This is a genomic window from Alishewanella sp. HL-SH06, assembly GCF_052656265.1.
On sequence record NZ_CP199752.1, the window covers coordinates 2971196 to 2994920 of the forward strand.

General features: G+C 45.1%; 19 protein-coding genes and 1 pseudogene. 10 read left to right on the forward strand and 10 right to left on the reverse strand.

Annotated features, from left to right (window positions below):
- Positions 1–11: 11 nt before the first annotated feature.
- Positions 12–482, forward strand: a complete 471-nt coding sequence (rnhA, locus tag ACUJFK_RS13810; protein ID WP_306178820.1) for a ribonuclease HI — start codon at positions 12–14, stop codon at positions 480–482.
- On the opposite strand, the gene ACUJFK_RS13815 is transcribed toward rnhA, so the two are convergent.
- Entirely contained in the window at positions 483–1034 is a 552-nt protein-coding gene (locus ACUJFK_RS13815; protein WP_445425242.1) for a glutathione peroxidase, read from the reverse strand.
- A gap of 244 nt (positions 1035–1278) precedes the next feature.
- On the opposite strand from ACUJFK_RS13815, the gene ACUJFK_RS13820 reads away from it, so the two are divergent.
- Positions 1279–1599 carry a PAS domain-containing protein gene (locus tag ACUJFK_RS13820; protein ID WP_445425243.1) on the forward strand — a complete coding sequence of 107 codons (321 nt, stop codon included), beginning with the start codon at positions 1279–1281 and terminating at the stop codon, positions 1597–1599.
- Positions 1557–2252: pseudogene (locus tag ACUJFK_RS13825) on the forward strand (EAL domain-containing protein). Before ACUJFK_RS13820 ends, ACUJFK_RS13825 begins: the two are co-directional and overlap by 43 nt.
- 26 nt (positions 2253–2278) lie before the next feature.
- Here ACUJFK_RS13825 and folE read toward each other — a convergent pair.
- Together folE and ACUJFK_RS13835 are read right to left on the reverse strand one after the other, a co-directional pair.
- Positions 2279–2920 carry a GTP cyclohydrolase I FolE gene (gene folE / locus ACUJFK_RS13830; RefSeq protein ID WP_229587876.1) on the reverse strand — a complete coding sequence of 214 codons (642 nt, stop codon included), beginning with the start codon at positions 2918–2920 and terminating at the stop codon, positions 2279–2281.
- 147 nt (positions 2921–3067) lie between these two features.
- Entirely contained in the window at positions 3068–3421 is a 354-nt protein-coding gene (locus ACUJFK_RS13835; protein WP_226752038.1) for a DUF2750 domain-containing protein, read from the reverse strand.
- 161 nt (positions 3422–3582) lie between these two features.
- Here ACUJFK_RS13835 and ettA point away from each other — a divergent pair, with 161 nt between their 5' ends.
- The 3 genes from ettA (at position 3583) to ACUJFK_RS13850 (ending at position 6649) form a co-directional block, all read left to right on the forward strand.
- Positions 3583–5244 (forward strand): energy-dependent translational throttle protein EttA, encoded by a 1662-nt coding sequence (gene ettA, locus ACUJFK_RS13840; RefSeq protein ID WP_226752037.1) that lies wholly within the window; start codon positions 3583–3585, stop codon positions 5242–5244.
- A gap of 173 nt (positions 5245–5417) precedes the next feature.
- Positions 5418–5789, forward strand: a complete 372-nt coding sequence (locus ACUJFK_RS13845) for a DUF6746 family protein (protein WP_226752036.1) — start codon at positions 5418–5420, stop codon at positions 5787–5789.
- 206 nt (positions 5790–5995) lie between these two features.
- Entirely contained in the window at positions 5996–6649 is a 654-nt protein-coding gene (locus ACUJFK_RS13850; protein ID WP_229587880.1) for an energy-coupling factor ABC transporter permease, read from the forward strand.
- Positions 6650–6764: 115 nt separating this feature from the next.
- Here the strand turns inward: ACUJFK_RS13850 and ACUJFK_RS13855 are convergent, their stop codons facing one another.
- A complete protein-coding gene (locus tag ACUJFK_RS13855; protein ID WP_445425244.1) occupies positions 6765–7961 on the reverse strand; it encodes an amino acid aminotransferase in 1197 nt (398 codons plus the stop codon).
- Positions 7962–7998: 37 nt separating this feature from the next.
- Positions 7999–8712 carry a GAF domain-containing protein gene (locus tag ACUJFK_RS13860; protein ID WP_445425245.1) on the reverse strand — a complete coding sequence of 238 codons (714 nt, stop codon included), beginning with the start codon at positions 8710–8712 and terminating at the stop codon, positions 7999–8001.
- Positions 8713–8848: 136 nt separating this feature from the next.
- Here ACUJFK_RS13860 and ACUJFK_RS13865 point away from each other — a divergent pair, with 136 nt between their 5' ends.
- Complete coding sequence (locus ACUJFK_RS13865; RefSeq protein ID WP_445426788.1) at positions 8849–9247, forward strand: translation initiation factor; 399 nt, start codon at positions 8849–8851, stop codon at positions 9245–9247.
- A 47-nt stretch (positions 9248–9294) separates the two neighbouring features.
- Here ACUJFK_RS13865 and ACUJFK_RS13870 read toward each other — a convergent pair whose 3' ends face one another.
- From ACUJFK_RS13870 to ACUJFK_RS13885, 4 genes are all read right to left on the reverse strand, one after another.
- Positions 9295–10968 carry a M28 family metallopeptidase gene (locus tag ACUJFK_RS13870; protein ID WP_445425246.1) on the reverse strand — a complete coding sequence of 558 codons (1674 nt, stop codon included), beginning with the start codon at positions 10966–10968 and terminating at the stop codon, positions 9295–9297.
- Positions 10969–11031: 63 nt separating this feature from the next.
- A complete protein-coding gene (locus ACUJFK_RS13875) occupies positions 11032–12330 on the reverse strand; it encodes an amidohydrolase family protein (protein WP_306178826.1) in 1299 nt (432 codons plus the stop codon).
- Positions 12330–15446 (reverse strand): amidohydrolase family protein, encoded by a 3117-nt coding sequence (locus ACUJFK_RS13880; RefSeq protein ID WP_445425247.1) that lies wholly within the window; start codon positions 15444–15446, stop codon positions 12330–12332. Before ACUJFK_RS13880 ends, ACUJFK_RS13875 begins: the two co-directional genes overlap by 1 nt.
- A gap of 146 nt (positions 15447–15592) precedes the next feature.
- A complete protein-coding gene (locus tag ACUJFK_RS13885; protein ID WP_445425248.1) occupies positions 15593–18514 on the reverse strand; it encodes a bifunctional diguanylate cyclase/phosphodiesterase in 2922 nt (973 codons plus the stop codon).
- Positions 18515–18676: 162 nt separating this feature from the next.
- Here ACUJFK_RS13885 and ACUJFK_RS13890 point away from each other — a divergent pair, with 162 nt between their 5' ends.
- On the forward strand, positions 18677–19132 hold the full coding sequence (locus ACUJFK_RS13890) for a c-type cytochrome (protein WP_445425249.1): 456 nt from the start codon (positions 18677–18679) through the stop codon (positions 19130–19132).
- Positions 19133–19221: 89 nt separating this feature from the next.
- Here ACUJFK_RS13890 and ACUJFK_RS13895 read toward each other — a convergent pair whose 3' ends face one another.
- A complete protein-coding gene (locus ACUJFK_RS13895; RefSeq protein WP_445425250.1) occupies positions 19222–19872 on the reverse strand; it encodes a cytochrome b/b6 domain-containing protein in 651 nt (216 codons plus the stop codon).
- A gap of 55 nt (positions 19873–19927) precedes the next feature.
- Here ACUJFK_RS13895 and ACUJFK_RS13900 point away from each other — a divergent pair, with 55 nt between their 5' ends.
- Positions 19928–22276: a penicillin acylase family protein gene (locus tag ACUJFK_RS13900; RefSeq protein ID WP_445425251.1), complete on the forward strand. Its 2349-nt coding sequence runs from the start codon at positions 19928–19930 to the stop codon at positions 22274–22276.
- A 190-nt stretch (positions 22277–22466) separates the two neighbouring features.
- Complete coding sequence (locus tag ACUJFK_RS13905) at positions 22467–23618, forward strand: chorismate mutase (RefSeq protein WP_306178834.1); 1152 nt, start codon at positions 22467–22469, stop codon at positions 23616–23618.
- Positions 23619–23725 lie beyond the last annotated feature (107 nt).

Below are 23725 nucleotides of genomic sequence, written 5' to 3' on the forward strand. Positions count from 1 at the left end.
GGAAAGACTTTATGCAGAAAACTGTTACGATCTATACCGATGGATCTTGCTTGGGTAACCCTGGTCCTGGCGGCTATGGCAGTGTCTTGCTTTACAAGCAACATCGTAAGGAATTGAGTGGCGGCTTTCGGTTAACCACCAATAATCGAATGGAATTGCTCGCGGCTATTGTCAGTTTAGAATCACTCACCAGCCCCTGCCTGGTTGATTTGACCACCGACAGCCAATACGTGCGCTTGGGGATCATGCAGTGGTTAGCAGGCTGGAAACGCAATAACTGGAAAACCAGTCAAAAACAGCCGGTTAAAAATCAGGATTTATGGCAACGTTTAGATGCCGCTTGCAGCAAACATCAAATTGCTTGGCATTGGGTAAAAGGCCACAGCGGTCACCCTGAAAATGAACGCTGTGATGAGCTAGCAAGAACGGCAGCCACCGACAATGCCACCGCGATAGATAGCGCTTTTGAGCAAAGTCAGTAATTATTTTGCCGCTAGCAGTTTTTCAAGCTCAGCAATAAACTTTGGATCATCAGGGCTGGTTCGGCTACCAAAATGCACTACTTGTTGCTCGTCTTTACTGACAATATATTTATTGAAATTCCAAGACGGGCTTTCACCGGTTTTTGCAATTAACGCTTTAAATACCGGGTTAGCGTTATCCCCGCGCACACTGCTGGTTGAAAACATTGGAAACTCAACACCGTAAGTTAAATAACATACCTCAGCTGTTTTTTCTTCATCGCTGTGTTCTTGCCGAAAATCATTTGATGGGAAACCTAATACCACTAAACCTTGATCTTTGTAGTTTTGATAAAGCGTTTCTAAGGCTTCAAACTGCGGAGTAAAGCCACACTTACTGGCAGTATTCACCACAATTAATGTTTTACCCTTGAATTCATCACATAAATCGACACTTTCACGGGTTTTGAGTTGCTGCACTGAATGGCCGAGAATATTACCGCACTGTGCGGCTAAGCTCTGTGCCGAAAAGGTCAGTGCTAGCACGGCCGCGAGGTTAAGTGTTTTTTTCATTTCGCTTTCTCCAAGTATTTACCGCTAAGAACGATCTTAGGTAGTGACTATACGCCACCAGACGAAAGACAGTTTATTTTGTTTAATGCTAGTTTCATAGGCAGCAAGTTATGGTTGAATGCATTAATACTACAAATTAAACACACTAACGTTGTGTGCTCATAAAAAATATCAACCTTAACAGCACTACAACTTATTGCTCTAATTAAGATTTTTTCTTTGAAGCTACGGTGAGCCTTACACGTTGCTATGCAGGGTTAACAACAGTATTGCTCGCGCTCAAAAGGGCACGATAGATGATCTATGGGTTAACGCCTTACATCCACATGATATGGCCTGTGTTACGGACTATTTCGACGATTACATTAATAAAACAGACAATAAACTATACAAAAATCAATTTAGGATGCGCCATAAAGATGGTCATTGGGTATGGATCCTTGCGCGTGGCCGAACCATTGTCAGCTCAGAACATAAACTCACTGTTGGTATTCATTTAGATATTACCCAACGCAAAAAATCATTGGCTTTGATGCAATACTTCGCTGGTATAACAGTGAGCTAGGTTTCGTGTCTTCCGCCGAGCTTATTCCGCTAGCGGAGCGCTCTGGCATTATCGCACCGATAAGTACCTGGGTATTATCCGAGGCTTTTAGGCAATTTGCGGTGTGGCAAAGTAACGGCTATCAGGGTTTCACTTTGGCCATCAACTTATCAACGATTCAATTTCAGCAACCCAATTTACTAATCTTAATCAAGCAGTTACTTAAGCAGCATAATATTTCAGCCAATAGGCTTTAGCTAGAAATAACCGAAAGTGCCATGATGGATAACCCAGAGCAAAACGCTATTTTAATTAAACAGTTTAATGAGCTCGGTTTTAAAATTGCAGTCGATAATTTTGGTTCGGGTTATTCATCTTTGCGTTATTTGAAGCGATTCGCCCTAACAAAATTAAAAATAGACCAATATTTTATTCAAGATATTCAAAATGATAAAAACGATAAAGCGATTGAGAGTGCAATCATTAAAATCGCTAAAAGCATGGATTTAATTACTATTGCTGAGGGCGTTGAAACGTTAGAGCAACTTAAGATTCTAGAAACAATGCATTGCTATGAGATACAAGGCTATTACTATAGCAAGCCTTTGAGTGCTGAAGATGCAACGGCCTTTTTGAAATTACATGGGACACACTGTTTAATTGATAAGCAATGAGTCCCCTACACCGGCGACAACTGCGGTTAGCGCGCTAGAAACTCAGCACGAGTGCGAGCGTCATCTTTGAAAATACCGCCCAGTGCTGTAGTTTGCGTTTTGGAGTTAACATCCATTACACCACGCGATTTCACGCAGTAATGTACCGCATCCATGGTCACTGCAACGTTGTCTGTTTCAAGTAAGGCTTGTAACGCCACTAAGATTTGCTGGGTTAAGCGTTCTTGCACCTGAGGACGTTGTGCAAAGAAACGCACTATGCGATTAATCTTAGATAAGCCAATGATATTATCTTTAGGAATGTAAGCCACCGTAGCGCTGCCATCGATGGTGACGAAGTGATGCTCGCAAGTACTGGTAAAGCTGATGTCTTTCACTTTGACCATCTCGTTTACTTGCATTTTGTTTTCTATCAGCGCCATCTTCGGAAAGTTTTGATAATCCAAACCACCAAAAACCTCATCAACATACATTTTAGCAATGCGATGTGGCGTTTCTCTTAAACTGTCATCGGTGAGATCAAGCCCCAAAGTGCTGACAACCTCAGTGAGTAACTGATTAATCTTTTCGTATTTTTCATCGCGGGACAAGCCGTTATCACGCATAGGAGTCTCAAGACCACGCGTCTCAAGTGCACTACGGACTAACATTGCTGCTTCTGATAACATAGTTTTTCCAAATACTGATTTGCAATATCTGTTATACGCACTGCAAAGAAAAGCAGTTTAGCGACCAGATCATAATATTATTATTTTACACCCTTAAACGACGAAAGCCCAGCAAAGGCTGGGCTTAGGGTGTGGCACGGTGTTTAATTACTGTACAAGCGCCAGTGCTTCTAGCAGTTCACGCGGCTCTACTTCAGGGCCATTGAGTGATTCATCCCAATTAGTGCCGATTAAGACGCCGTCATCGTACATCTCTTTTAACCAGCCATCACAAAACACATCGAGTGGGATTGGCTCAGGTTTATAGCTTGACCATTCTTCTGAGCAGTGCGCTTGGGCATCCGCTTTGCTTGACCAAAAGGGCATTACATCTGTTTCTTCAAATTCTACCGATTCAACTACTAATAAGTCTTCACCATCAGCGAGAGTCCAGACTACGCCATGGGTTTTAGCTTCTTCGATAAAACGTTGGAAGCTTGGATCGTGTGCAAATTCAGACATAATTAACCTACTAATAATTCTCTAATGATGCATATTAAAACAGAGATCTGCATGCAAAAGCCAACATTATTCTAAAGCATCGCCATTCACTTTCCACCACTGGTGAAAATAACGTACAATTTGCTTCACTGTGACAGCCCTTAACGGACGGAAACTTAGTAATGGCACAATTTATCTATTCAATGTATCGGGTTTCGAAAGTGGTTCCCCCGAAACGCACCATCTTAAAAGACATCTCTTTATCTTTTTTCCCCGGCGCCAAGATTGGGGTACTTGGCTTAAACGGCTCGGGTAAATCGACGTTATTACGCATTATGGCCGGTATCGACAAAGAGTTTGAAGGCGAAGCTCGAGCATTAACTGGCACAAAAATCGGTTACTTACCGCAAGAGCCGGTATTAGATAACAACAAAACAGTACGGCAGATTGTTGAAGAAGCCGTTAGTGATGTAAAAGAAGCGTTTACTCGGCTAGATGAAGTGTATGCCGCTTATGCCGATGAAAACGCCGATTTTGATGCCTTAGCACGCGAGCAAGGCGAATTAGAAGCATTAATACAAGCAAAAGATGGTCATAACTTAGATAACACGCTAGAACGTGCGGCAGATTCATTACGCTTACCGCCTTGGGATGCCAAAATTGAACATCTGTCGGGCGGAGAGCGTCGCCGGGTGGCGATCTGCCGCTTGGTATTAGAACGCCCAGATATGCTGTTATTAGATGAACCTACTAACCACTTGGATGCTGAATCGGTGGCTTGGTTAGAACGCTTTTTACACGATTATCCTGGTACCGTGGTGGCCATTACCCACGACCGTTATTTCCTAGACAATGTAGCCGGTTGGATCTTAGAGCTAGACCGAGGTGAAGGTATTCCGTGGCAAGGAAATTACTCTAGCTGGCTAGAACAAAAAGAAGCCCGACTAGCACAAGAAGATAAAACAGAAAGTGCTCGCCAGCGTTCAATTAAGCAAGAATTAGAATGGGTTCGAACTAACCCGAAAGGCCGCCATGCAAAAAGTAAAGCGCGGATGGCACGTTTTGAAGAATTGCAAAGCCAAGATTTTCAAAAGCGTAATGAAACTAATGAGCTGTTTATTCCACCTGGGCCACGTTTAGGCGATAAGGTACTTGAAGTGGGACACCTACGTAAAACCTTCGGCGATCGTGTGTTAATCGATGATCTAAGCTTTAGTATTCCTAAGGGGGCGATTGTCGGTATTATCGGCCCGAATGGTGCAGGTAAATCAACACTGTTTAAGATGATTACCGGCGCAGAGAAAGCCGATAACGGCAGCATTGAACTTGGTGAAACGGTGCAAGTAGCAAGTGTTGATCAGTTCCGCGATAGCATGAACCCAAAAAACACGGTGTGGCAGGAAATCTCAAATGGCCAAGATATGCTGCAAATTGGCAATTTCCAGATCCCAAGCCGCGCTTATGTTGGCCGTTTTAACTTTAAAGGTAACGACCAGCAGAAGTTTATTGGCGAGTTATCAGGGGGTGAGCGTAACCGCGTGCATCTGGCGGCGCTATTAAAAGCCGGCGGCAATATGTTGTTACTCGATGAACCCACCAACGACTTAGATGTTGAAACACTGCGCGCACTCGAGAACGCCATTTTAGATTTCCCTGGTTGTGCCATGGTGATCTCGCACGACCGCTGGTTCCTCGACCGTATTGCCACGCATATCCTCGATTATCGTGATGAAGGTAAAGTGAATTTCTTTGAAGGTAACTACTCTGATTACGAGGCCTGGTTAAAACAAACTTATGGCGCGGCAGCACTGGAGCCACATCGAATTAAATACAAGCGGATCTAACCGCTATTAAAGGTTAATCTTATTAAAACGCCTGCCTTGTGCAGGCGTTTTTGTTGATACGTTTTAACCAGAGCAACGTATAAGAAAACGTTTTATGTTATCAGCAAAAGTGACTTGCATTGTTTCATTGATCTGATAGCTTAATGAGAATCATTATTAACTAAGGCTTTATTATGAAAATCCTCGTTATTTCTAGCTTCATTGCATTGTGCTACTTCCCCGCAACACTCGTGCAAGCCTCAGATCGCCCTGCCCATTTCAGCGGTAAAGCGATCAGTGATGTGCAGCAAGCTAGCAAGGTGTTGTTAGAGAAAAATACCGAGTTAGCTAACTTGTTAGCCGGTGAGTTAAATCCAACCAGCGTAACGGCGATCCATCAGTTAACCTACACTTTGGAAAATGCACTAGCCCTAATACCGAATGCTAATGAACAAATTAAAGCAGCATTAGAAGAAGTGCATTTAGGCTCTGAATACATGGATTATGAGCGTGTTAAAAAAAACGGAGTTACTTACCTGCAACTGGCAAAATCGCTGACAGAATAAAAAAACGCCAGGACAGTACACCGCAGTATAACAATGCGGCCTAACCCATTAATCAAAAGGCAATTGAAAAATAGCTAAGGCTTTACTCAAGCCCTTATTAGGGCTCTTAGCCGCTTGAACATGCACCTTGTTACTAACGCGAAGCTTTTTATGCTGTGCTAGAACACAGTATAATTAGCCGCATCCACAGCTTTGGGTCTATGATCATGATCATAAATTATTGGCAAATAAGTGCCTGGTGTTTGGCTATCCTTTGCATCGCACTAAGTTATCCAAAAGAGTTGTGGCCACGCTTATTACAATTACCGGGTTATCAGCATTTTGTGTTTGCCTCAGCAGTGGCCTTAACTCTACTATGGTCTGTAAAAGCCGGCATAGTACCGGGTTTAGAGTTGTTTTTTCTAGGTATAACCACACTGGTATTGTGTCATGGCTGGCGTATCGCCATTTGGATCAGTTGTCTGCCCTTAGCTTTATTAATGCTGTTTAACAGTGTCAGCTTGGCTGAGGGGGGCGCCTTTGCATTAACTACCTTTATTTTGCCTGCATTATTTAGTTATGCGGTATTTAGCTGGTCATATCATTATCTGACTCGCCATTTATTTGTGTATATCTTTATTGCAGGCTTTTTGAATGCCGCCCTGAGCATAGTGCTAAAAATTGTACTCACCTCTGGCTGGCTGTATCTGCAGCAACAACATGACTGGCATACGATTTATCACAACTATACGCAATTAGCCTTGCTCATTTGGTTTGGCGAAGCATTACTCAATGGCATGGCCATTACGCTAATGGCAGTGTATCGGCCAGAATGGCTCAGAACCTTTTATGATAATGAATACTTATCGCCTGATCGCTGAGTGTGTGATAACTAAAGGCAAGGTTAAGGAAAGAGAAAGAGAAAGAGAAAAAGTAGCGCACAGCGCAGCATAAAAAGGTATCCAGACTCGATGCCTGGATACCTTCTTGGCGTATTTAGCCTTTTAATACCGTTGCGACGGCTTTGGCGAAATAGTCGATATTGGCATGATTCAAACCCGAAATACTGACGCGGCTAGAACCGACCATATAGATACTGAACTCGCTGCGTAGCCGTTCAATTTGCGCTTTGTTAATGCCTAAAAAGCTGAACATACCATGCTGACGAGCAATAAAGCTGAAATCTTGGGTAATGCCTTCAGCAGTAAACTTGTCGATGATCAGCTGGCGATAGCTATTAATGCGATTACGCATTTCTGCTAATTCGTCGTGCCACAGTGCCGTTAATTCGGCGCTATCTAAAATATGGCTAACAATAATAGCACCGTGCGTAGGTGGCATTGAGTAAATACCGCGCACGACGCTGAGTAAGTTTGCGCGGACAACGTCGGTTTCTTTGCTGTTGCTTCCAACAACACTGACAGCACCAATTCGCTCGCGATATAAACCAAAGTTTTTCGAGCAAGAGCTACACAAGATCATTTCTGGCACTTGCTCAGCTAAATAGCGCAAGCCTGCGGCATCTTCATCTAAACCGGCGCCAAAACCTTGGTAAGCCATATCAACTAAAGGAGTGAAACCTCGCTCTTTCGCGATCGCGGTAAAGCGTTGCCATTGTTCGAAATTCAGATCCATACCACTTGGGTTATGACAACAGGCATGCACTAAAACAACGTCACCCGCAGGAATTTGCTCTAAATCAGCAAACATCTTCTCTACCTGCAAACCTTTGGTGTCGTAATCGTAATAAGCGTATTCTTTGACTTTTAAACCCGCAGCTTGGAATAACGAGATATGGTTTGCCCACGTCGGGGTGGTCACCCAAATCGTCGCATCCGGATTCGCTCTCTTGATAAACTCCGCCGCCACACGCAGTGCCCCTGTGCCGCCAGGTGTATGCGCCGTAACAACGCGATTTGCAAGCAACACTGTATGAGTCGCACCAAAGGCTAACTTTTCAATGTGCGTATTAAAAGACGGATCACCGGCCATACCCACATAGGTTTTGCTGTCTTCATGCTTTAAACGTAGCGCTTCGGCTTCTTTTACGCATTTTAAAACCGCGGTGTGGCCTTGTTCATCTTTATAAACACCTACGCCAAGGTCAACTTTAAGAGGGTTAGGATCTTCACGATAAGCCGCCATTAGCCCTAATATGGGGTCGATAGCGACAGGCTTTAACTGAGAAAACATATTGTTCTACCTGGTTTATGATTATAAGGAGGCAACACTAAGCGATTGCCGGTAAACACTCGGGGATGCTCAGACACACAGCCACTAACAGGGCCAATGCCTCTGCGGTAAACACCTGCTGCTTCAAATCTTCAGCGTCAATAATGCCAACTATTTTGCCCGATTGTGTAAACAGTGGCAAACAGGCCTCGGCTTTAACTTTAGGATCGCAGGTATAATATTCACCGCCTTGTTGCAAATAGGCCGCGACATCGTTAATCACACGGGCTTGGCCAGTTAAACCCACCGTACTGTTATTACTGATCTTGGCAAACTCAGTATTTAACGGAAACTCAGCCCGAGAGGCGGCGCCAAAATAGCTTAATTTAACTAGCACCAACTCTTGCTTCAGATTAGCACGCGCTTGATAAATACCAAACCATGCTAAACCCGACTGCTGTTGATAAAATTCAGTTATTTTCGTTAAACGTGCTAAGGCTTGGTGATTAGCGCTGGTTTGACCGCCCAAAATCGCAGTTAAATCATATGGCTCACTGTCCAGCACACCAAATAACGAACATGCCCCTCCCTCGCCTAACTCAGGCACTAGGTATTGCCATTGCACTTTGGCATTGCTGCTATCGGCAATCTGTTGCTGTAACGCTTGATAATAGGCGGTAGTTTTTTCAGTAAAGGCTTGATCAAAAAAAGAAAATTGCTCTTTAAGGCCACTAAGCTGTAAATAGTGGTTAATTTGGGTTGGAATACTCAATTTCTAGCCATCCAGATTTCTAAAATCAAGACAATATTCTACCAGATAACATTAAAAAACCAAGCGAGACACAGAAAAACTTGCGAGCAACGCTTGTGCTGAGTAAGCTACGGCCAACTTTTCAGGACATTTTATGATGAGCAAAAAAATTTCCTTAGCCGATTGGCAACAACAACTGACTGGCGCTACTCCAGAGAGCACGAATCCGGCGAATCAGGCTGGTTTGGTCTATTCCACGGCGACAGGCCGAATTGACGCGAGCAGTCCGGCTGTCTCAGCGGCTGAAGGATTTGCTGATGGTGCCTTACGCATCCGTCGGGAAACGAAAGGTCGGGGCGGTAAGACGGTATTAACCATTTTAGGCTTAACCGGTAGCACCAGTGAATTAAGCCAACTATGTACAGAATTAAAAAAGAAATGTGCTTGTGGTGGTTCGGTCAAAGACGGCATTATTGAGATACAAGGTGATAAACGCGAATTAGTCACTACCTTATTACAACAAAAAGGGTTTAAAGTGAAACAAGCCGGCGGATAGGCCGGCTTGTTTATCTCAAGCGATATTAACCACTCGGTATCGAACGATTACGGCGTATTGGGTTCAGAGTTCTCTATACGGCCAAATACCTTTCTGAAAAAACTGTCTTTGCGCCACAATGGCCGCGTTTTAGCATTCGCTACATCCAGCGCAATATTAAAATTAATATCGGCAAATACGGCGCCAGCATCATAACGAATAGCCCCATACTCTTTGGTTAAGCTGGCAATATCATCAGAAGGGCGATGATAATGCTTGGCAAAGAAACTGGCCCACACTTTGCCTCCCGATACCTTTGGATCGGTTGAAGTAAAACCGGTCATTAAAAACACCGCAGGCACACCTTGTTGCACTAAGCGATAATGATCTGAGCGCGTGAAGATAGCTTGCTCGGGCATCGGATCTTCACTTAAGGTTCTGCCCTCTTTTGCCGCAGCACGGGCAACCACATCACCTAGGGTCGAGTGATTTGCACCAAAAGCAATTAAATCGGCAAAAGAATACAGTAATACCGGCATATCTAAATTAACGTTAGCCACCATCTGCGAAATAGGCATTGGCGGTTGTTTCGCTAGATAATCTGCCCCTAATAAGCCTTTTTCTTCACCGGTAACCGCAGCAAACAAAATAGAGCGCTTTGGCGATGTCGGCAGTTGCGCAAATAAACGTGCGGTTTCAAGTAAGATCGCGATACCTGCAGCGTTATCCATTGCCCCGTTATTAATTTTATCTTCGCTGCGTAAATCGTTAGAAAAACCGATATGATCAGAATGTGCAGTTAATACTACATATTCCTCTTTTAACAGCGGATCGGAACCGGGTAAGGTAGCTAACACATTCGGGCTTGTCACTTGCTGGTGAGTACTTTGGCTGCTTAAGTTAACTTCGCCTTTTAACGCAAAACCTTTGGGGACCTCATCTTTTTCTAATAAAGCAAAAATATCACTCAGGTTATAACCAGCGGCAGCGAATAACAGACTGGCCGCATCAGGATGCAAAGTTGCGCCACCTTGTAACTGAGCAAAGCCCCGACCGGGGTTACCTTCGTCATCTAACCAGCTCATGCTCGGACTATTTAAATACATGAGGCTATCGGCATAGGGCCGAGTTTTTTCTTGCTGTGGCGTATGCACCGAAATAACACCGATAGCGCCCCGCTCAACCGCAAATTCGGTTTTCATACTGCCCAGATAAGCCCGCTCTTCGCTAGGTAAAAAAGCGGGTAAACCTGACAGCATGACCACGACTTTACCTTTAACGTCTAAATTCGCATAATCGTTTAAATCAAACACCTCCGACACTAAACCATAACCAACAAACACCATTTCACCTTGCAACTTAACGGCTTCGGTTTGCAAATTGGGCCCGGTTGTAAATTGCTGCGGGTAATCTAATGTCAGTTGTTGCTCGGGTAAACTAAAAGTAAGTTTGGCACTTCCCGGCACAATTTGCGCTTTGCGCATAGGAACACGCTGAAAGTAGCTGCCATCAGCCGCAGCCGGCACTAAACCTAAAGCTTGAAATTGCTGAGCAATATAACGTGAGGCTAATTCATGGCCTCGACTCCCCGTGTCACGGCCTTCTAACAAATCATCCGCTAAAAACGTCAGATGACTTTCAATCACCAAAGCGCTAGCGCGCGGGGCTTTGCTGGCAGGAGTACTGCTACAACCGGCAATAGTCATTAACGCGGCCGTACAAAGTAAAAAAATCTTTTTCATGGACTATCTCAATAAAAAAGTGCCAGTATTCACTGGCACTGTAGATGGTAATAAAACTAAAGCTTAGTTAGCCGCTTGATAGCGTTGCTGATAACGCTGGTGTAGCTGTTTATGTTTGTTATTCAGATCAACATTGCGACCGTCAATCCATAATTGCATGATGTTATGCCCACGATAATCAAAAATATCGCCTTCAGACACGACTAAACTCGCGCTCTTACCCACCTCAATCGAGCCTAAACGATCGGCCACACCGGCAATTTGTGCCGCATCTAAGGTTAAGGATCGTAGCGCTTGCGCAGGTTCTAAACCGTAACGCGTGACATGGCCCGCAGCAAACACCAGGTTGCGGGTATCCCAGAAACCATCCAGCGATAACGCGAAACGCACACCGGCTTTTTGCAGCACACCTGGCACGCTAAAGGCTTGATCATAGGCTTCATCGGTACGCGTAGGTAAGCCATAAGGCGCGGTATAAATCACATCCACGTTATTCGCCGCCAGTTCATCTGCCATGCGCCAGCTATCGCGTCCCCCCACAATCACTAAACGGACCTTGTATTGTTTAGCTAAGCTGATGGCTTGACGCATTTGTCTTGGATCATCGGCATGAACAAATAAGGGTAATTTACCTTCAAACAACGCCAACATGGCATGCCAGCGTGAATCACGGCCACGATTTAAGCCGGCTTGCTCAGCTAAATAATAGGCTTGTGCTTGGCTAAAGTAACTTTGTAACTGCTCCAGTTGCTCACGTTGCCGCTCTTGCTGCTTTTCCGCACTATCACGAACCCACCAACCGGTTTGTAAGCCCATGCGCGGCCAATTCACGTGTAAGCCCACATCGGCTTGCACTAGGGCATCTTGCCAATTCCAACCGTCTAACTGCATCAATGCTGAGCGACCGGTGATCAAGCTACCATCAGGATAAATTAAGCTATGGCTAAAACCGTTGCTGCGAATAGTTGGGATCACCGCAGAATCAGCATTAAAGGCCACTTGCACTTGCAAATCTGGGTTCGTGGCTGAGGTTTCACGATCATCACGCGTGGCACGCACGGCTTCAACTTCAATTAAGCCTAGTTGGTTAATCAAAGCAATAAGCCCCGGATACACATGCTTACCGGTTAAATCTTCTATTTGCGCCCCGGCAGGTGCCGTTAAGTTCGTACCCATCGCGGCAATTTTGCCATCGACTAGTAAGACATCTTGAATGGCCGGCTCGGTTACAACAGCGTGCACCGTCGCATTTTTCAATAATACTGGCACGCTTTGTTTCGGTGCAGGTACGGGGTTTACCGCGAGTACGCTGCTCGTTGCCAGTGTAAGTGCTGCGGCAAAAATAGTGGTTAATTTTTTCATTAATGTTGCTCCCCATGGGCATGAGCATGACTTTCTGTGGCAGAGCCAAAACCAAAGCGTAATTTCAACCAGTCATCGTTATCTTCACAATGCCAAATCGGATCATCTTGTTTATAAGCGTTGCGACTACCGTTACGAGCAGAATCACCCGCGGTTAAGACCTTTTGGATCAACTGTTGCCGCTCTTGCTCAAGCTGTTGCCGCTTTGCTAAGTCTTCAGCACGGTCGAAGTAACGTGCCCCTTCAATCCACGTTTGTTGTGCCACACTGTAAACGGATAATGGATGGGCATCCCATAACACGAAATCAGCTTGTTTACCGACGGCAATTGAACCGACTTTATCGTCAATTTTTAATTGTTTTGCTGGGTTTAACGTCACCATCTTCAAGGCTTCTTGCTCATCCATATTACAATACATGGTAGATTTTGAGGCCTCTTGATTCAAACGACGCAGTAAACCAGGATCATCAGAGTTAACGCTCACTAACATACCCTGCTCATGCATCAAACAGGTGTTAGTTGGAATGGCATCCGTGACTTCCATCTTAAAGCCCCACCAGTCAGCAAAGGTCGATGCACTGGCACCATGCGCTTTCATTTCACTCGCTACCTTGTAGCCTTCTAAGATGTGGGTGTAAGTATTCACTTTGAAACCCATTTCATCAGCAACTTTCATCAACATTAAAATTTCAGAAGCCACATAAGAGTGTGTATGAATATGACGTTTACCTTCTAGAATTTCGACCAAGGTATCCATCTGATAATCACGGCGAGGGGGGGCAACACGGCCTTGCTCACGCTTAGACAGTTTATTGAACGCTTGCCAAGCCGCACGGTATTCTTTAGCTGCTTGGAATTGATCGCGAATAAAGGTTTCAACACCAATACGAGTTTGTGGGTATCGTGTATTGAACTCAGAGCCCCAATTAGATTGCTTCACGTTTTCACCTAACGCAAATTTGATACTCGGTGGCGCACCTTTAAATTTCAGCCCTTCTGCATCTTGCCCCCAGCGTAAGCTAATAATTTGCGCACGACCTCCAATCGGGTTAGCACTGCCATGTAGTACCTGCACTGCGGTAACACCACCGGCTAAAGCACGATAGATATTGATATCATCTGAGTTAATCACATCACCTAAGTGCACTTCGGCGGTATTAGCATGTGAACCCTCGTTCACCCCTTGCTCGGTGGCAATATGTGAGTGCTCGTCAATAATACCTGGCGTTAAATGTAAACCTGTGGCATCGATTACTGTATAACCGCGTGGCGTAGTCAGGTTTTGGCCAATTTTCTCAAACTTACCATTGCGCACTAGCACATCACTTTCAGTCAACACACCGTCTGCTGTTGCTGTCCACACGGTCGCATTTTTGATATGCAGGTTTTGTTGCTGCGGTAAAGCATCTAAACCAAAAGCACGATTAGGATAAGTCAGTTTCGACAACATTGCTGGCGCGGCTTTAGCGGTTTTGGCATCTTTACTGCTGGCTGCAATTTGCTGTTTGGCGCTGACAGCCACTTCATTACCCTGTGCATCTAACCAATAACCCTTAAGTTGTTGCTCAGACCAAACACCATTAAATTGCAGCACCGCAGCTTGTTCGGTGAGCTCTTGTAACGGCAAGCTAAATTGTAACCGCTGGTCTTGCACCATCAGGTGAGTCAATTTCACTTTTTTATCGCCCATTACCGCTTCACCGCTTATTTTCGGCGCCGTACCCGTTAGCGTCACGCTAAACGTTTGATCTTGATAAGTGAGTTGATACTCACCAGCAAAAGCGGTGGGTTGCACACTGGTAAAGCGTTTTTCTTGGCCACGTAACCAGGTTGCGACAATTTCACCGTCAGTGAACAGATCACCTCGGCTGATCACAAGATCAGCCTGATAACCGGCAGCAATTTTACCTAACCTATCGTCTAAACCCAGTAAGCTGGCTGGTGTGGTGGTTAAGGCTGCGAGCGCTTGCTGTTTGTCTAAGCCGTATTGAATAGCTTTGCGTAAGTTGGGTAAAAACTCGGCTTTTTTAGTTAAACCATGCGTTGTGAAGGCAAAGTTTACCCCAGCTTTAGCCACTTCAGCCGGGTTAGCCGGTGCCCGCTCCCAGTGCCGTAAATCAGCAAGATTCACGTCTAAACGCTGCTCAGCCGCGTTAACCTGCGGTGCGGCGGGAAAATTCAGCGGTAGCAACAAAGGTTTACCGGTCGCTTTAATTTGTGACAAGCGGCTGTATTCATAGCCAGAGCCTAATAACAGCGCATTTTTAAGATTAAATTCGCTGAGTAATTGATTGGCGCGCAGTAATGAACGATCGTCTGTAGTATCAAACAAGATGCCCTGGCTGCTTAAACTGCTAAGCGCTTCTAAAGCCGCGTTAAACTCAACAGGCTTACCCTGAACGCTTAAATTCGGGCTAGCCGTGGCCGCTTGATACCAATTAGCGTCGGACAAGGTTTGACGGATTAGCGCAATAGATCCCATCAACGAAGAAGGATAGGTTTGCTGCGAACTGCCTTTGCTAAAAGATAAAAAATGCTGAGCGTCAGCTTTTAAAATTAAATCATTTGGCAAGCCTTCACCTAAAGAAGCAACAAAAGCGGTTCCACGAAAAATACCGTCTTGGCGGGCACTTTGTACCGTAGTAAAACCAGCTTTTAATAACTCGGTTGCTGCTTTACTATCGGGTTTAAATTGGGTTGCCCAACGCTGCTGTGCATGAATGGCGTCGTTTGCCGCATTGCCCCCCCTTCGTTCATTTTCATAAATTGGGTTACGACCACCAAAGCGCGCACGCTCAGCCTGACTAGCAGCAGTAACACCGTATTGAGTATAAGGGTCAATAAAACCGGGATATACAAAGTAACCTTGTAAATCAAAAGTTTGATAACCGGCAGGGATCTTAGCGCTGGTTGAAACCGCTTCAATTTTACCATCACGAATTAAGATGGTTGCACCGGTAAGTTCTTTGCCAGGCTCAGTCAGAACAGTGGCATTGGTTAGAGCCATGAGATTCGGGGTTTTATCCCGGATCCCTAACTCTGGCGTGGTTTGAGCCGCATAGCTAGTAGCGCTAAGCAAAGCCAAGGTCAAAAGTGACAGGCGAGCTGATATCATAACGTTTTCCTGGTTTTGAGTGGATGTAAGGTATCACAGCGTTAATTGCGGTTAGCGCAGACTGTTTTCTCAATAACCCCGGCGTGTTAGTGGTGTTAATCGAAACAACAATTACCTCGCACTGAACGACCGAATGATCCTTTACCTTATGTTTTTATTGTAAATGTCAGGTGACTTAACTCTTGCTCTGCCAACGGCATGCTGTAGTAATAACCCTGTACAACATAGCAAGCATTTTGCTTTAAGAAGTCAACTTGAGCTTCTGACTCGACCCCTTCAGCGACAACGCGTAATTGCATCTTTTGCGCCATCGCAATAATGGCAGAGACAATATCCATATCATTCCGATCTTCTGGAATATCTTTAACAAAAGAGCGGTCGATTTTCAGCTCGTCTACTGGGAATCGCTTCAAATAATTAAGCGATGAATAGCCTGTACCAAAGTCATCAATAGATAAAGAGACTCCGAGACGTTTTAACTGATTTAACTGTTTAATAGCCGCATCAGTGTCGCCCATCAGCATACTTTCGGTAATTTCAAACACTAAATAGCTTGGATCGACACCGGTCCGCTGGATAATTTGTTCAATCATCGTCGGTAAACGATTATCGTTAAATTGGCGCGCCGATAAGTTAATTGACAGACTAACGGCATAGCCACGGCTGTGTTGTCGAGCCAGAAAACGGCATGACTCCAGAATAATCCACTCACCAATTTTAACAATTAAGCCGGTACTTTCCGCCACTGGAATAAAGCGCGCCGGAGGCACTAGGGTATTGTCGGGTCGCAGCCAGCGGATCAAGGCCTCATAACCCACTAGAGTGTCATCTTGAATATCAATTTTGGGTTGGTAATACATCAGGAATTGCTGCTCGCGGATTGCTTCACGTAACTGATTTTCAATCAATAAACGATCGGTCGCTGCTTCATTTAACTCGCGTGAGAAAAACCGGTAAGTATTTTTGCCACGCGCTTTTGCTTCATACATGGCCAAATCAGCATGTTTTATAAGGACTTCTTCTTCCGCGCCGTCATCAGGCGCCACAGTAATACCAATAGAAGCACTAATGGCGACCGTATGTGTTCCTAATTGCACTGGCTGAGTAAAGGCTTGTTGTAAATTGCCGGCAATTTGCCCTGCATGCATTTTGTCTTTTATATCGCTTAAAATAACGGCAAATTCATCGCCGCCGAGCCTGGCGATAGTATCATCTTCACGCAAACGTGAGGTTAAACGCTTAGCCACTTCGATCAGTAATTCATCGCCAGCGTCGTGGCCTAAAGTATCATTAATTAATTTAAATTCGTCTAAGTCAAAGTACAACAAAGCAAAGGTGTAATAACCGCGTTGCGACATGGAAATGGCTTTGCGTAATTGGTTTCGGAAATAACTGCGATTGGCCAAGCCAGTGAGTGAGTCGAAGTAAGCCAATTGCTCCATTTGCTTTTGGCTGCGCTTAATAAAAGAAATGTCCTGCATCGCCGCAACATAATGAGATAACTCACCACGCTCGTCTCGGATCGGCGCTAAAGCTAAAGTGACCCAGGCTTGTTCTGTTTCGTCTGTGGCATCTTCTTGCAATAACAACACATCACCGCGCCAGTGTTGCCGCTCTGCCAATGACTGCATCATATCATTGGTCAGTTTTTGCATATCTTCGGCGAACAAACTACTTAAGGGTTTTCCCAAGATACTGGCGCTTTGAACCTTTAACAACGTCGTCAAAAAGGGGTTTACGTATTCAATATCAAGATGCTTATTAGTAATCACAATTCCTGAACTGGAAAAAGCGACCGCTTTACTGAGTTTACGCGCCAGCATTTCGGCTTGTTCTTTTTCGGCAATCCGCGTATCTAAACCCGTCACTAATTGATTAATTTCTTCAAACATTGCTGTGAAGGCGCGGTTTAAAATACCCAGTTCATCGTGTTTGGTATCCAATTGTAAGCCAGGATGCGCCCCACGTCCGACCCGATTTACCGCAGAGGCTAATTTTTTCAGCCGTTTTAACAGCATTTGGTTAATGAAAAAATGCAGTAACAGCGTCACGGCAATCGCCACTATCAAGGTTAAAAACAGCATACGAGGAACAAATAATTTTTGCTGTTGTAATAAAGTTTGTTTTTCTTGATAAAGCGCAAACTGCCAATCTAAACGATTAAAGGCACTTAGCGCCATCAAAAAACGGCTATTACTCAAGTTTTGGTTGGGCGTTTGCAGTAATTCACTTAATACAGGGACGTTCACTTTAGCCCCCTGATAAGGGCTAAACATCGGCAAATTGCGCATTGAGGACGAAACGCTATCGCTGATGGCTTGCCCCATTCTATCTAGGAGCAAGGCATGGGTATTTGGCTTGTATTCAGGCGATGCACTGCGATGTTGTGTTAATTCTGAAAGAGGCAGCGTAAAACCCATTACGCCTAGAAACTGTTCTTGCTGATAGACCGGCAGCAACATACTTAGCATCCATTGTTGCCAAATACTGTCAAAATACACCGGGCTCCAGCGCAAACTGCGCTCAGGGTTTTGCTCTGGTGCCGCTAATTGAAATAAGGGGTTATTTAATAAGGAAATATCGACCGAAAGATCTGCTGCCCACCCTGCTGGCGTCACCTGAACATAGTTATCTTTGGCAATAAAAAACACAGCAAAGAAATCATGTTGCAACAAGGGCACAGTATCGTGCCAAACCGCAGTACTGCGCTGTAATAAACTATTTTGCACATCGACCTGGGCGTCCGGCGCAATATACAGGCCAGAAGAGTCATTTTGTTGGCGACGTGAACCATCGGCTAAGGTAGTTAATAAGGCTGTATTAGAACGGGTAACTGGGCGCTCGTTTAATTGCTCACTGATGAGTTGGTGAGCTCGCCGTGCTTTGATTTCTTGTTTTTCGAGGTATTTGTCTAATTGTTGATGATATAAGTCGCTATTGCGCTGCAATAGTGCTTGTTTTTTTAACTGCATGGCCTCATCAGTTTGCTGTTGATAAAGGCCATAAGTAAACATCACGGTAAGACCGGCAATCAGCATAGCCAAAAACACCAGGATTGAAAATTTCAAACCCAGTGAGTTGAATCCTTTGGCATTATTGTGGGTAAGATCCTTCACGAATTCGGCTCACTGCTGTTATAGTGACCTGATAGTATCCCTGTCAGGTATACAATAAAGACTACTTGTACTTTACCATTATTTTACGACAATCGACTAGAAGAGAGTAATAATATGAAAAAAGCCCTAATTTCTTCCCTACTTTGTTTATCTTTCGCGTTACCGGTCGTCGCCGCTACGGCATTTACTGACGGTAAAGATGCGGTGTCATACCGTCAAGCTAACTTTCAGATGATCCGCCATAACATGGGCGACATCCAAGATATGATCCGCGGTAATGTGGCTTTTGACGTTGAGCGCGTGAAGCGTCGTGCTGAGGCGCTAGCCTTATTGTCGCAACTGCCATGGGAAACGTTTACCGTGCCAGGCACTCAAGCCGCGGGCGGTGAAGTAAAACCGGCTATTTGGGATAACTTAGTGGATGTGCAAGAGCGTGGTGAAAAACTGGCCGCAGATGCTGCCGCTTTATTAGTTGCAGCAAAGGCCGGCGAGCAAGCCGCTATTCGCAAAGCGTTTGGCGACTATGCACGTAACTGTAAAGCTTGTCATGATAAATACAAAGCTGATTAATAAACTCAGCTTGTTAAGCTGATTATCTCAAGCCCGCTGGCATGTGGTAACCGCATACCAGCGGGCTTTTTGCCAAATAGTAAACTTTTTCAAAGAAACAAGATCAGAATACGACCTTGCCACAGATAAAAACCGAGCAGCACCAGTAGCACGATAACAAAATAACTCCATGTTGATTTCAACTGCGGGGTGGCATTTGCAGGCACATCGTTTTTACCATTGAACATCGACAATATGACATTGTCGTAACGCCAGCTATGCCAAATAGCAGCAAACACATGCACAAACACCGCGATTAAAATCAGATCGATTACGGTTTTATGCACATCAGAAGCCAGCGACACCCAACTTTCAGGCAAATGTGCAACTAAAGGGCCGTCACTAATATAGCTGTTATCAAAAGTAGCTAGGCCACTGAGAATTTGCAGCGTTAATAAGCCTAACAGCGTAAAAATCATATAAGAACCTGCCGGATTATGACCGAGCATCGGTTTTGGCTGGCGTAAAAAATGCCAAGCCGCACGGGGTGAATAGCTAAAATGACGAAAACGCGCGGTACTACTACCAAAAAAGCCCCAGTACAGGCGCCCGATTAACAATGCCGCTAAACTGTAAGCTAACAATTGATGCTGTGCCATCAAACCTTCGGTACCGGTATACCAGAGCCCAAGCAGCAGCAACACTTGCGACCAATGAAATACCCTGACGGCGAGATCCCACACTTGCATCTTTCTTAACATTGAACTTTCCTTTTGTTGTGCTAACCTTTTGATCTTATACCAGCAGGACTTAAAAATGAAAATAATCAGCTGGCTGTTGTCGCTAGTCGTTGCCGTGATATTAATTGTATTGGCTGTGGCTTATTATTGGCTTAACGGCAGTTTACCCGATTATAACGGTCGCTTTCAGGCCCCCATAGCACATCCGGTTAGTTTAAAGCGCGATCAACTTGGTTACTTAACCATCCACGCCACCGACCGTTCAGATACCGCTTATGCACTGGGCTTTGCGCACGCTCAAGAACGTTTCTTTCAAATGGATTTATCACGGCGCAGTGCAGCCGGTGAATTATCTGCTTTATTCGGGAAGCAAGCACTGAACACCGACATCAGCCATCGCCGCCACCTGTTTCGACAACGCGCCGAACATATCCTGACACAGCTTAAGGCACCAGATCTCGAGTTGTTAGCCGCTTACAGTCGAGGTGTTAACGATGGCTTAAACCGCTTACGCCAACCTCCTTTTGAATATCTGTTATTACAAACGACGCCCGAGCCTTGGTTAGAGCAAGATAGTCTGTTAGTCATTTACAGTATGTACCTAGATTTACAGGGTAAAATGGGGCGTGATGATTATGCGATGACCAAATTAAAAGCCGCGTTACCACAAGACTGGTATCAGTTTTTGCAACAGCATAGCCCACAGTGGCAAGCGGCCATTGATGGTAGCGAACAGCAAGCCATTGCCCTACCTAGCTCACCGTATCCCAGTGTTTTACAACAGCAATTAAGTTGTAATGAATGCACACCGGCTGACGCAGTCGATTTAGGCAGTAATAATTTTGCGGTTGCCGGCCAATTAACCGCGCATGGCGCCGCCATCTTAGCTGATGATATGCATTTATCACTAAGGGTGCCAGGCGTCTGGTTCAAAACGCAATTAAATTGGATTGAAGATCAGCTAGCGCAGCAAGTCACAGGTTTAAGTTTACCCGGTACACCGGCTATTGTGGTTGGTAGTAATGGCAAAATTGCATGGGGTTTTACCAATAGTACAGCCGATTGGCATGATTTAATCAGCCTAACCCTGTCTGATGATAAACAGCAGTATCTTAGCCCCAACGGCTGGCAACCTCTTGAGTACATCACTGAGCGCATTACCATTCGCGACGCGCCAGCGCATTCACTATTAATCAAACAAACCGAATGGGGCCCACTTATCCCCTTTGCGGATGGCCAACCTTATGCTCTGCGTTGGATAGCCCATGATCCGCAAGCGGTGAACCTGAACTTACGTTATTTAGAAAAGGCTGAGTCTGCGGCCGAAGTGTTGCGTTTTGCTAATACTATGGGTATTCCCGCACAAAACGTGTTAGTTGCCGACCAACAAGGTCATATTGGCTGGTCTATATTTGGTCCAATGCGTCAGCGCCATGTGGCCGATTGGGATACCGCTCAGGATTGGAGCAAGGGTGATAACTACTGGGGCGAACAGTTAGAGGCGGCCGCTTATCCGCAACTCCTCAACCCAACGTCAGGTCGGTTGTGGTCTGCGAATGCTCGCACCGTAGGTGGCGAGTTTTATAAGCTGTTAGGAAATGGCGGCTATGATTTAGGCGCAAGGGGTAAACAAATAGCCGATGCGTTAGCTGCGCTGCCCAAAGCGGATGAATTGGCGCTACATCAAATACAGCTGGATACCCAAGCGCATTTATTGCAGCCGTGGCAGGCATTATTACTCGATACCCTTTCACCTGAGCGCAGTGAGCAATATCAATTGACCGAGTTTCGCCAGCTGATCGCGCAGTCTAGCTTAAAAGCAGATGTAAATGATGTCGGTTACACTTTGCTTCGGCAATTTCGTTTAACTACGCTAGAACTGACCTTTGCGCCCCTGTCAGCGTTATTAGAGCAAGTGGGTAGTCGCAGCAGTGATTTAAAATATTCAATGGAAACGCCATTTTGGTTAATGCTTGCGGCAAATCGCGCTGACACCTTACCGGCCAACTATCAAAGCTGGCAGGATTTACTGTTAAGCGCAGCCAAGCAAACCGAGCAAAATATTCAAGCACAATACGGTAGCTTAACCCAAGCCAACTGGGGCACGCGTAATACCAGTAAAATTAAACATCCTTTGTCTGGCGCTATTCCGCTGATTGGCCACTGGCTCAATATGGCCGATACCCCGCTATCGGGTGATAGTCATATGCCAAAGGTGCAACATCCGGCATTTGGTCAATCGCAAAGAATGGTGGTTGCACCTGGTTTTGAAGAATTAGGCGTCTTAGTGATCAGCAGCGGTCAATCCGGTCACCCCCTTTCCCCTTTTTATCGTAGCGATCATCCTTATTGGCTTGCTGAAGTTGCTTTGCCCTTTTTACCTGGGCCAGAAAAATATCAACAACAGTTAATACCTAACCCTTGACTTTAGCCATCCAGACGGATTAAGGTGTACAACATGAAGATGATGATTTGCTCGCTCGGTTTTTTTAGCTTTACCCCCTAGCATTGGGAGGTAGCTGAGCGTGCACGCACGAAAAGCCCAAAACCTCCCCACTCGGGAGGTTTTTTTTTGCAAGTTGACCCTTAAACATAGGTGTAGCACGAGGCCAAATATGGAATTAAATGAGATCCGCACTGCGATTAGTGAAACTGATCAGCAATTATTGAGCTTGCTGTCTAAACGTCGCAAGTTGGCACTGGCCGTGGCAGAAGCAAAGCTATCCCAAAATAAACCCATTCGCGATCAACAACGCGAGCAAGAATTATTATTGTCGCTGATTGAAAAAGGCAAATCGCTGGAACTCGATGCACACTATGTTACGCGGTTATTTCAAGTTGTCATTGAAGACTCGGTATTACAGCAACAAGCTAAAGTGCAAGGCCAATTAAACGGTGATAATTCCCCAGTAGTGAGAGTGGCGTTTTTAGGCGGGCAAGGCTCTTACAGTTACTGGGCAACCCAAAAATACTTTACCCGTCGCGCCGAGCGTATTATCGAATTAGGCTGCGATAGCTTTAATGAAATTGTCAAAGCGGTAGAAACCGGCCATGCCGACTATGCGGTATTACCGATTGAGAATACCTCGTCAGGTTCTATTAACGAAGTGTATGACATCTTACAACATACCCGTTTATCCATTGTAGGTGAATTAACGCACCCCATTGAACATTGCTTACTCGGTTTACCGGGCACCGATCTCTCGAAAATTCGCCAAGTGTGTTCTCATCCGCAAGTGATTGCGCAGTGTAGTCAGTTTTTACTCGGTTTAACGAACGTGAAAATAGACTACTGTGAAAGCTCTTCCGCCGCGTTTGCCAAAGTAAAAGAGTTACAGGATCCCAGTATTATTGCTATTGGTGGCGAAGAAGGCGGCAAACTCTATGGTTTAGAAGTACTGACACGCCAATTAGCCAATCAAAAAGCCAATATCAGTCGCTTTATCGTGGTCGCCCGTAAATCGGTTAATGTTGCCAAAGCCATCCCAGCAAAAACCACTTTTATTATGTATACCGGGCAGCAACCCGGTGCACTGGTAGAAGCCTTGTTAGTGTTAAAGCAACATGGCATTAGTATGAGTAAATTAGAATCGCGTCCGATCAACGGCAACCCTTGGGAAGAAATGTTTTATGTGGATGTTTCTGCCAATCTGAACGACTACGCCATGACTCGCGCACTAGAAGAGTTAAATAACCTGACAAAATTTATCAAAGTACTGGGGTGCTATCCAAGCGATGATATCACGCCAACGCAACCTGAGAGTTAAATGATACAACAGCCACTTGAGCGAATACCGAGCAGTATAGTGTGTTATTAAACAGCATTAACTGACGGGCATTAGCACAGTGGCTGCCTCTGCTTGTCGTAAACTCC

What these genes read in the sequence shown, in the direction of transcription:
- rnhA (WP_306178820.1), top strand. Translation starts at nt 12, where the DNA reads ATGCAGAAAACTGTTACGATCTATACCGATGGATCTTGCTTGGGTAAC.
- ACUJFK_RS13815 (WP_445425242.1), bottom strand. Translation starts at nt 1,034, where the DNA reads ATGAAAAAAACACTTAACCTCGCGGCCGTGCTAGCACTGACCTTTTCG.
- folE (WP_229587876.1), bottom strand. Translation starts at nt 2,920, where the DNA reads ATGTTATCAGAAGCAGCAATGTTAGTCCGTAGTGCACTTGAGACGCGT.
- ACUJFK_RS13835 (WP_226752038.1), bottom strand. Translation starts at nt 3,421, where the DNA reads ATGTCTGAATTTGCACACGATCCAAGCTTCCAACGTTTTATCGAAGAA.
- ettA (WP_226752037.1), top strand. Translation starts at nt 3,583, where the DNA reads ATGGCACAATTTATCTATTCAATGTATCGGGTTTCGAAAGTGGTTCCC.
- ACUJFK_RS13845 (WP_226752036.1), top strand. Translation starts at nt 5,418, where the DNA reads ATGAAAATCCTCGTTATTTCTAGCTTCATTGCATTGTGCTACTTCCCC.
- ACUJFK_RS13850 (WP_229587880.1), top strand. Translation starts at nt 5,996, where the DNA reads ATGATCATAAATTATTGGCAAATAAGTGCCTGGTGTTTGGCTATCCTT.
- ACUJFK_RS13855 (WP_445425244.1), bottom strand. Translation starts at nt 7,961, where the DNA reads ATGTTTTCTCAGTTAAAGCCTGTCGCTATCGACCCCATATTAGGGCTA.
- ACUJFK_RS13865 (WP_445426788.1), top strand. Translation starts at nt 8,849, where the DNA reads ATGAGCAAAAAAATTTCCTTAGCCGATTGGCAACAACAACTGACTGGC.
- ACUJFK_RS13870 (WP_445425246.1), bottom strand. Translation starts at nt 10,968, where the DNA reads ATGAAAAAGATTTTTTTACTTTGTACGGCCGCGTTAATGACTATTGCC.
- ACUJFK_RS13875 (WP_306178826.1), bottom strand. Translation starts at nt 12,330, where the DNA reads ATGAAAAAATTAACCACTATTTTTGCCGCAGCACTTACACTGGCAACG.
- ACUJFK_RS13880 (WP_445425247.1), bottom strand. Translation starts at nt 15,446, where the DNA reads ATGATATCAGCTCGCCTGTCACTTTTGACCTTGGCTTTGCTTAGCGCT.
- ACUJFK_RS13890 (WP_445425249.1), top strand. Translation starts at nt 18,677, where the DNA reads ATGAAAAAAGCCCTAATTTCTTCCCTACTTTGTTTATCTTTCGCGTTA.
- ACUJFK_RS13895 (WP_445425250.1), bottom strand. Translation starts at nt 19,872, where the DNA reads ATGTTAAGAAAGATGCAAGTGTGGGATCTCGCCGTCAGGGTATTTCAT.
- ACUJFK_RS13900 (WP_445425251.1), top strand. Translation starts at nt 19,928, where the DNA reads ATGAAAATAATCAGCTGGCTGTTGTCGCTAGTCGTTGCCGTGATATTA.
- ACUJFK_RS13905 (WP_306178834.1), top strand. Translation starts at nt 22,467, where the DNA reads ATGGAATTAAATGAGATCCGCACTGCGATTAGTGAAACTGATCAGCAA.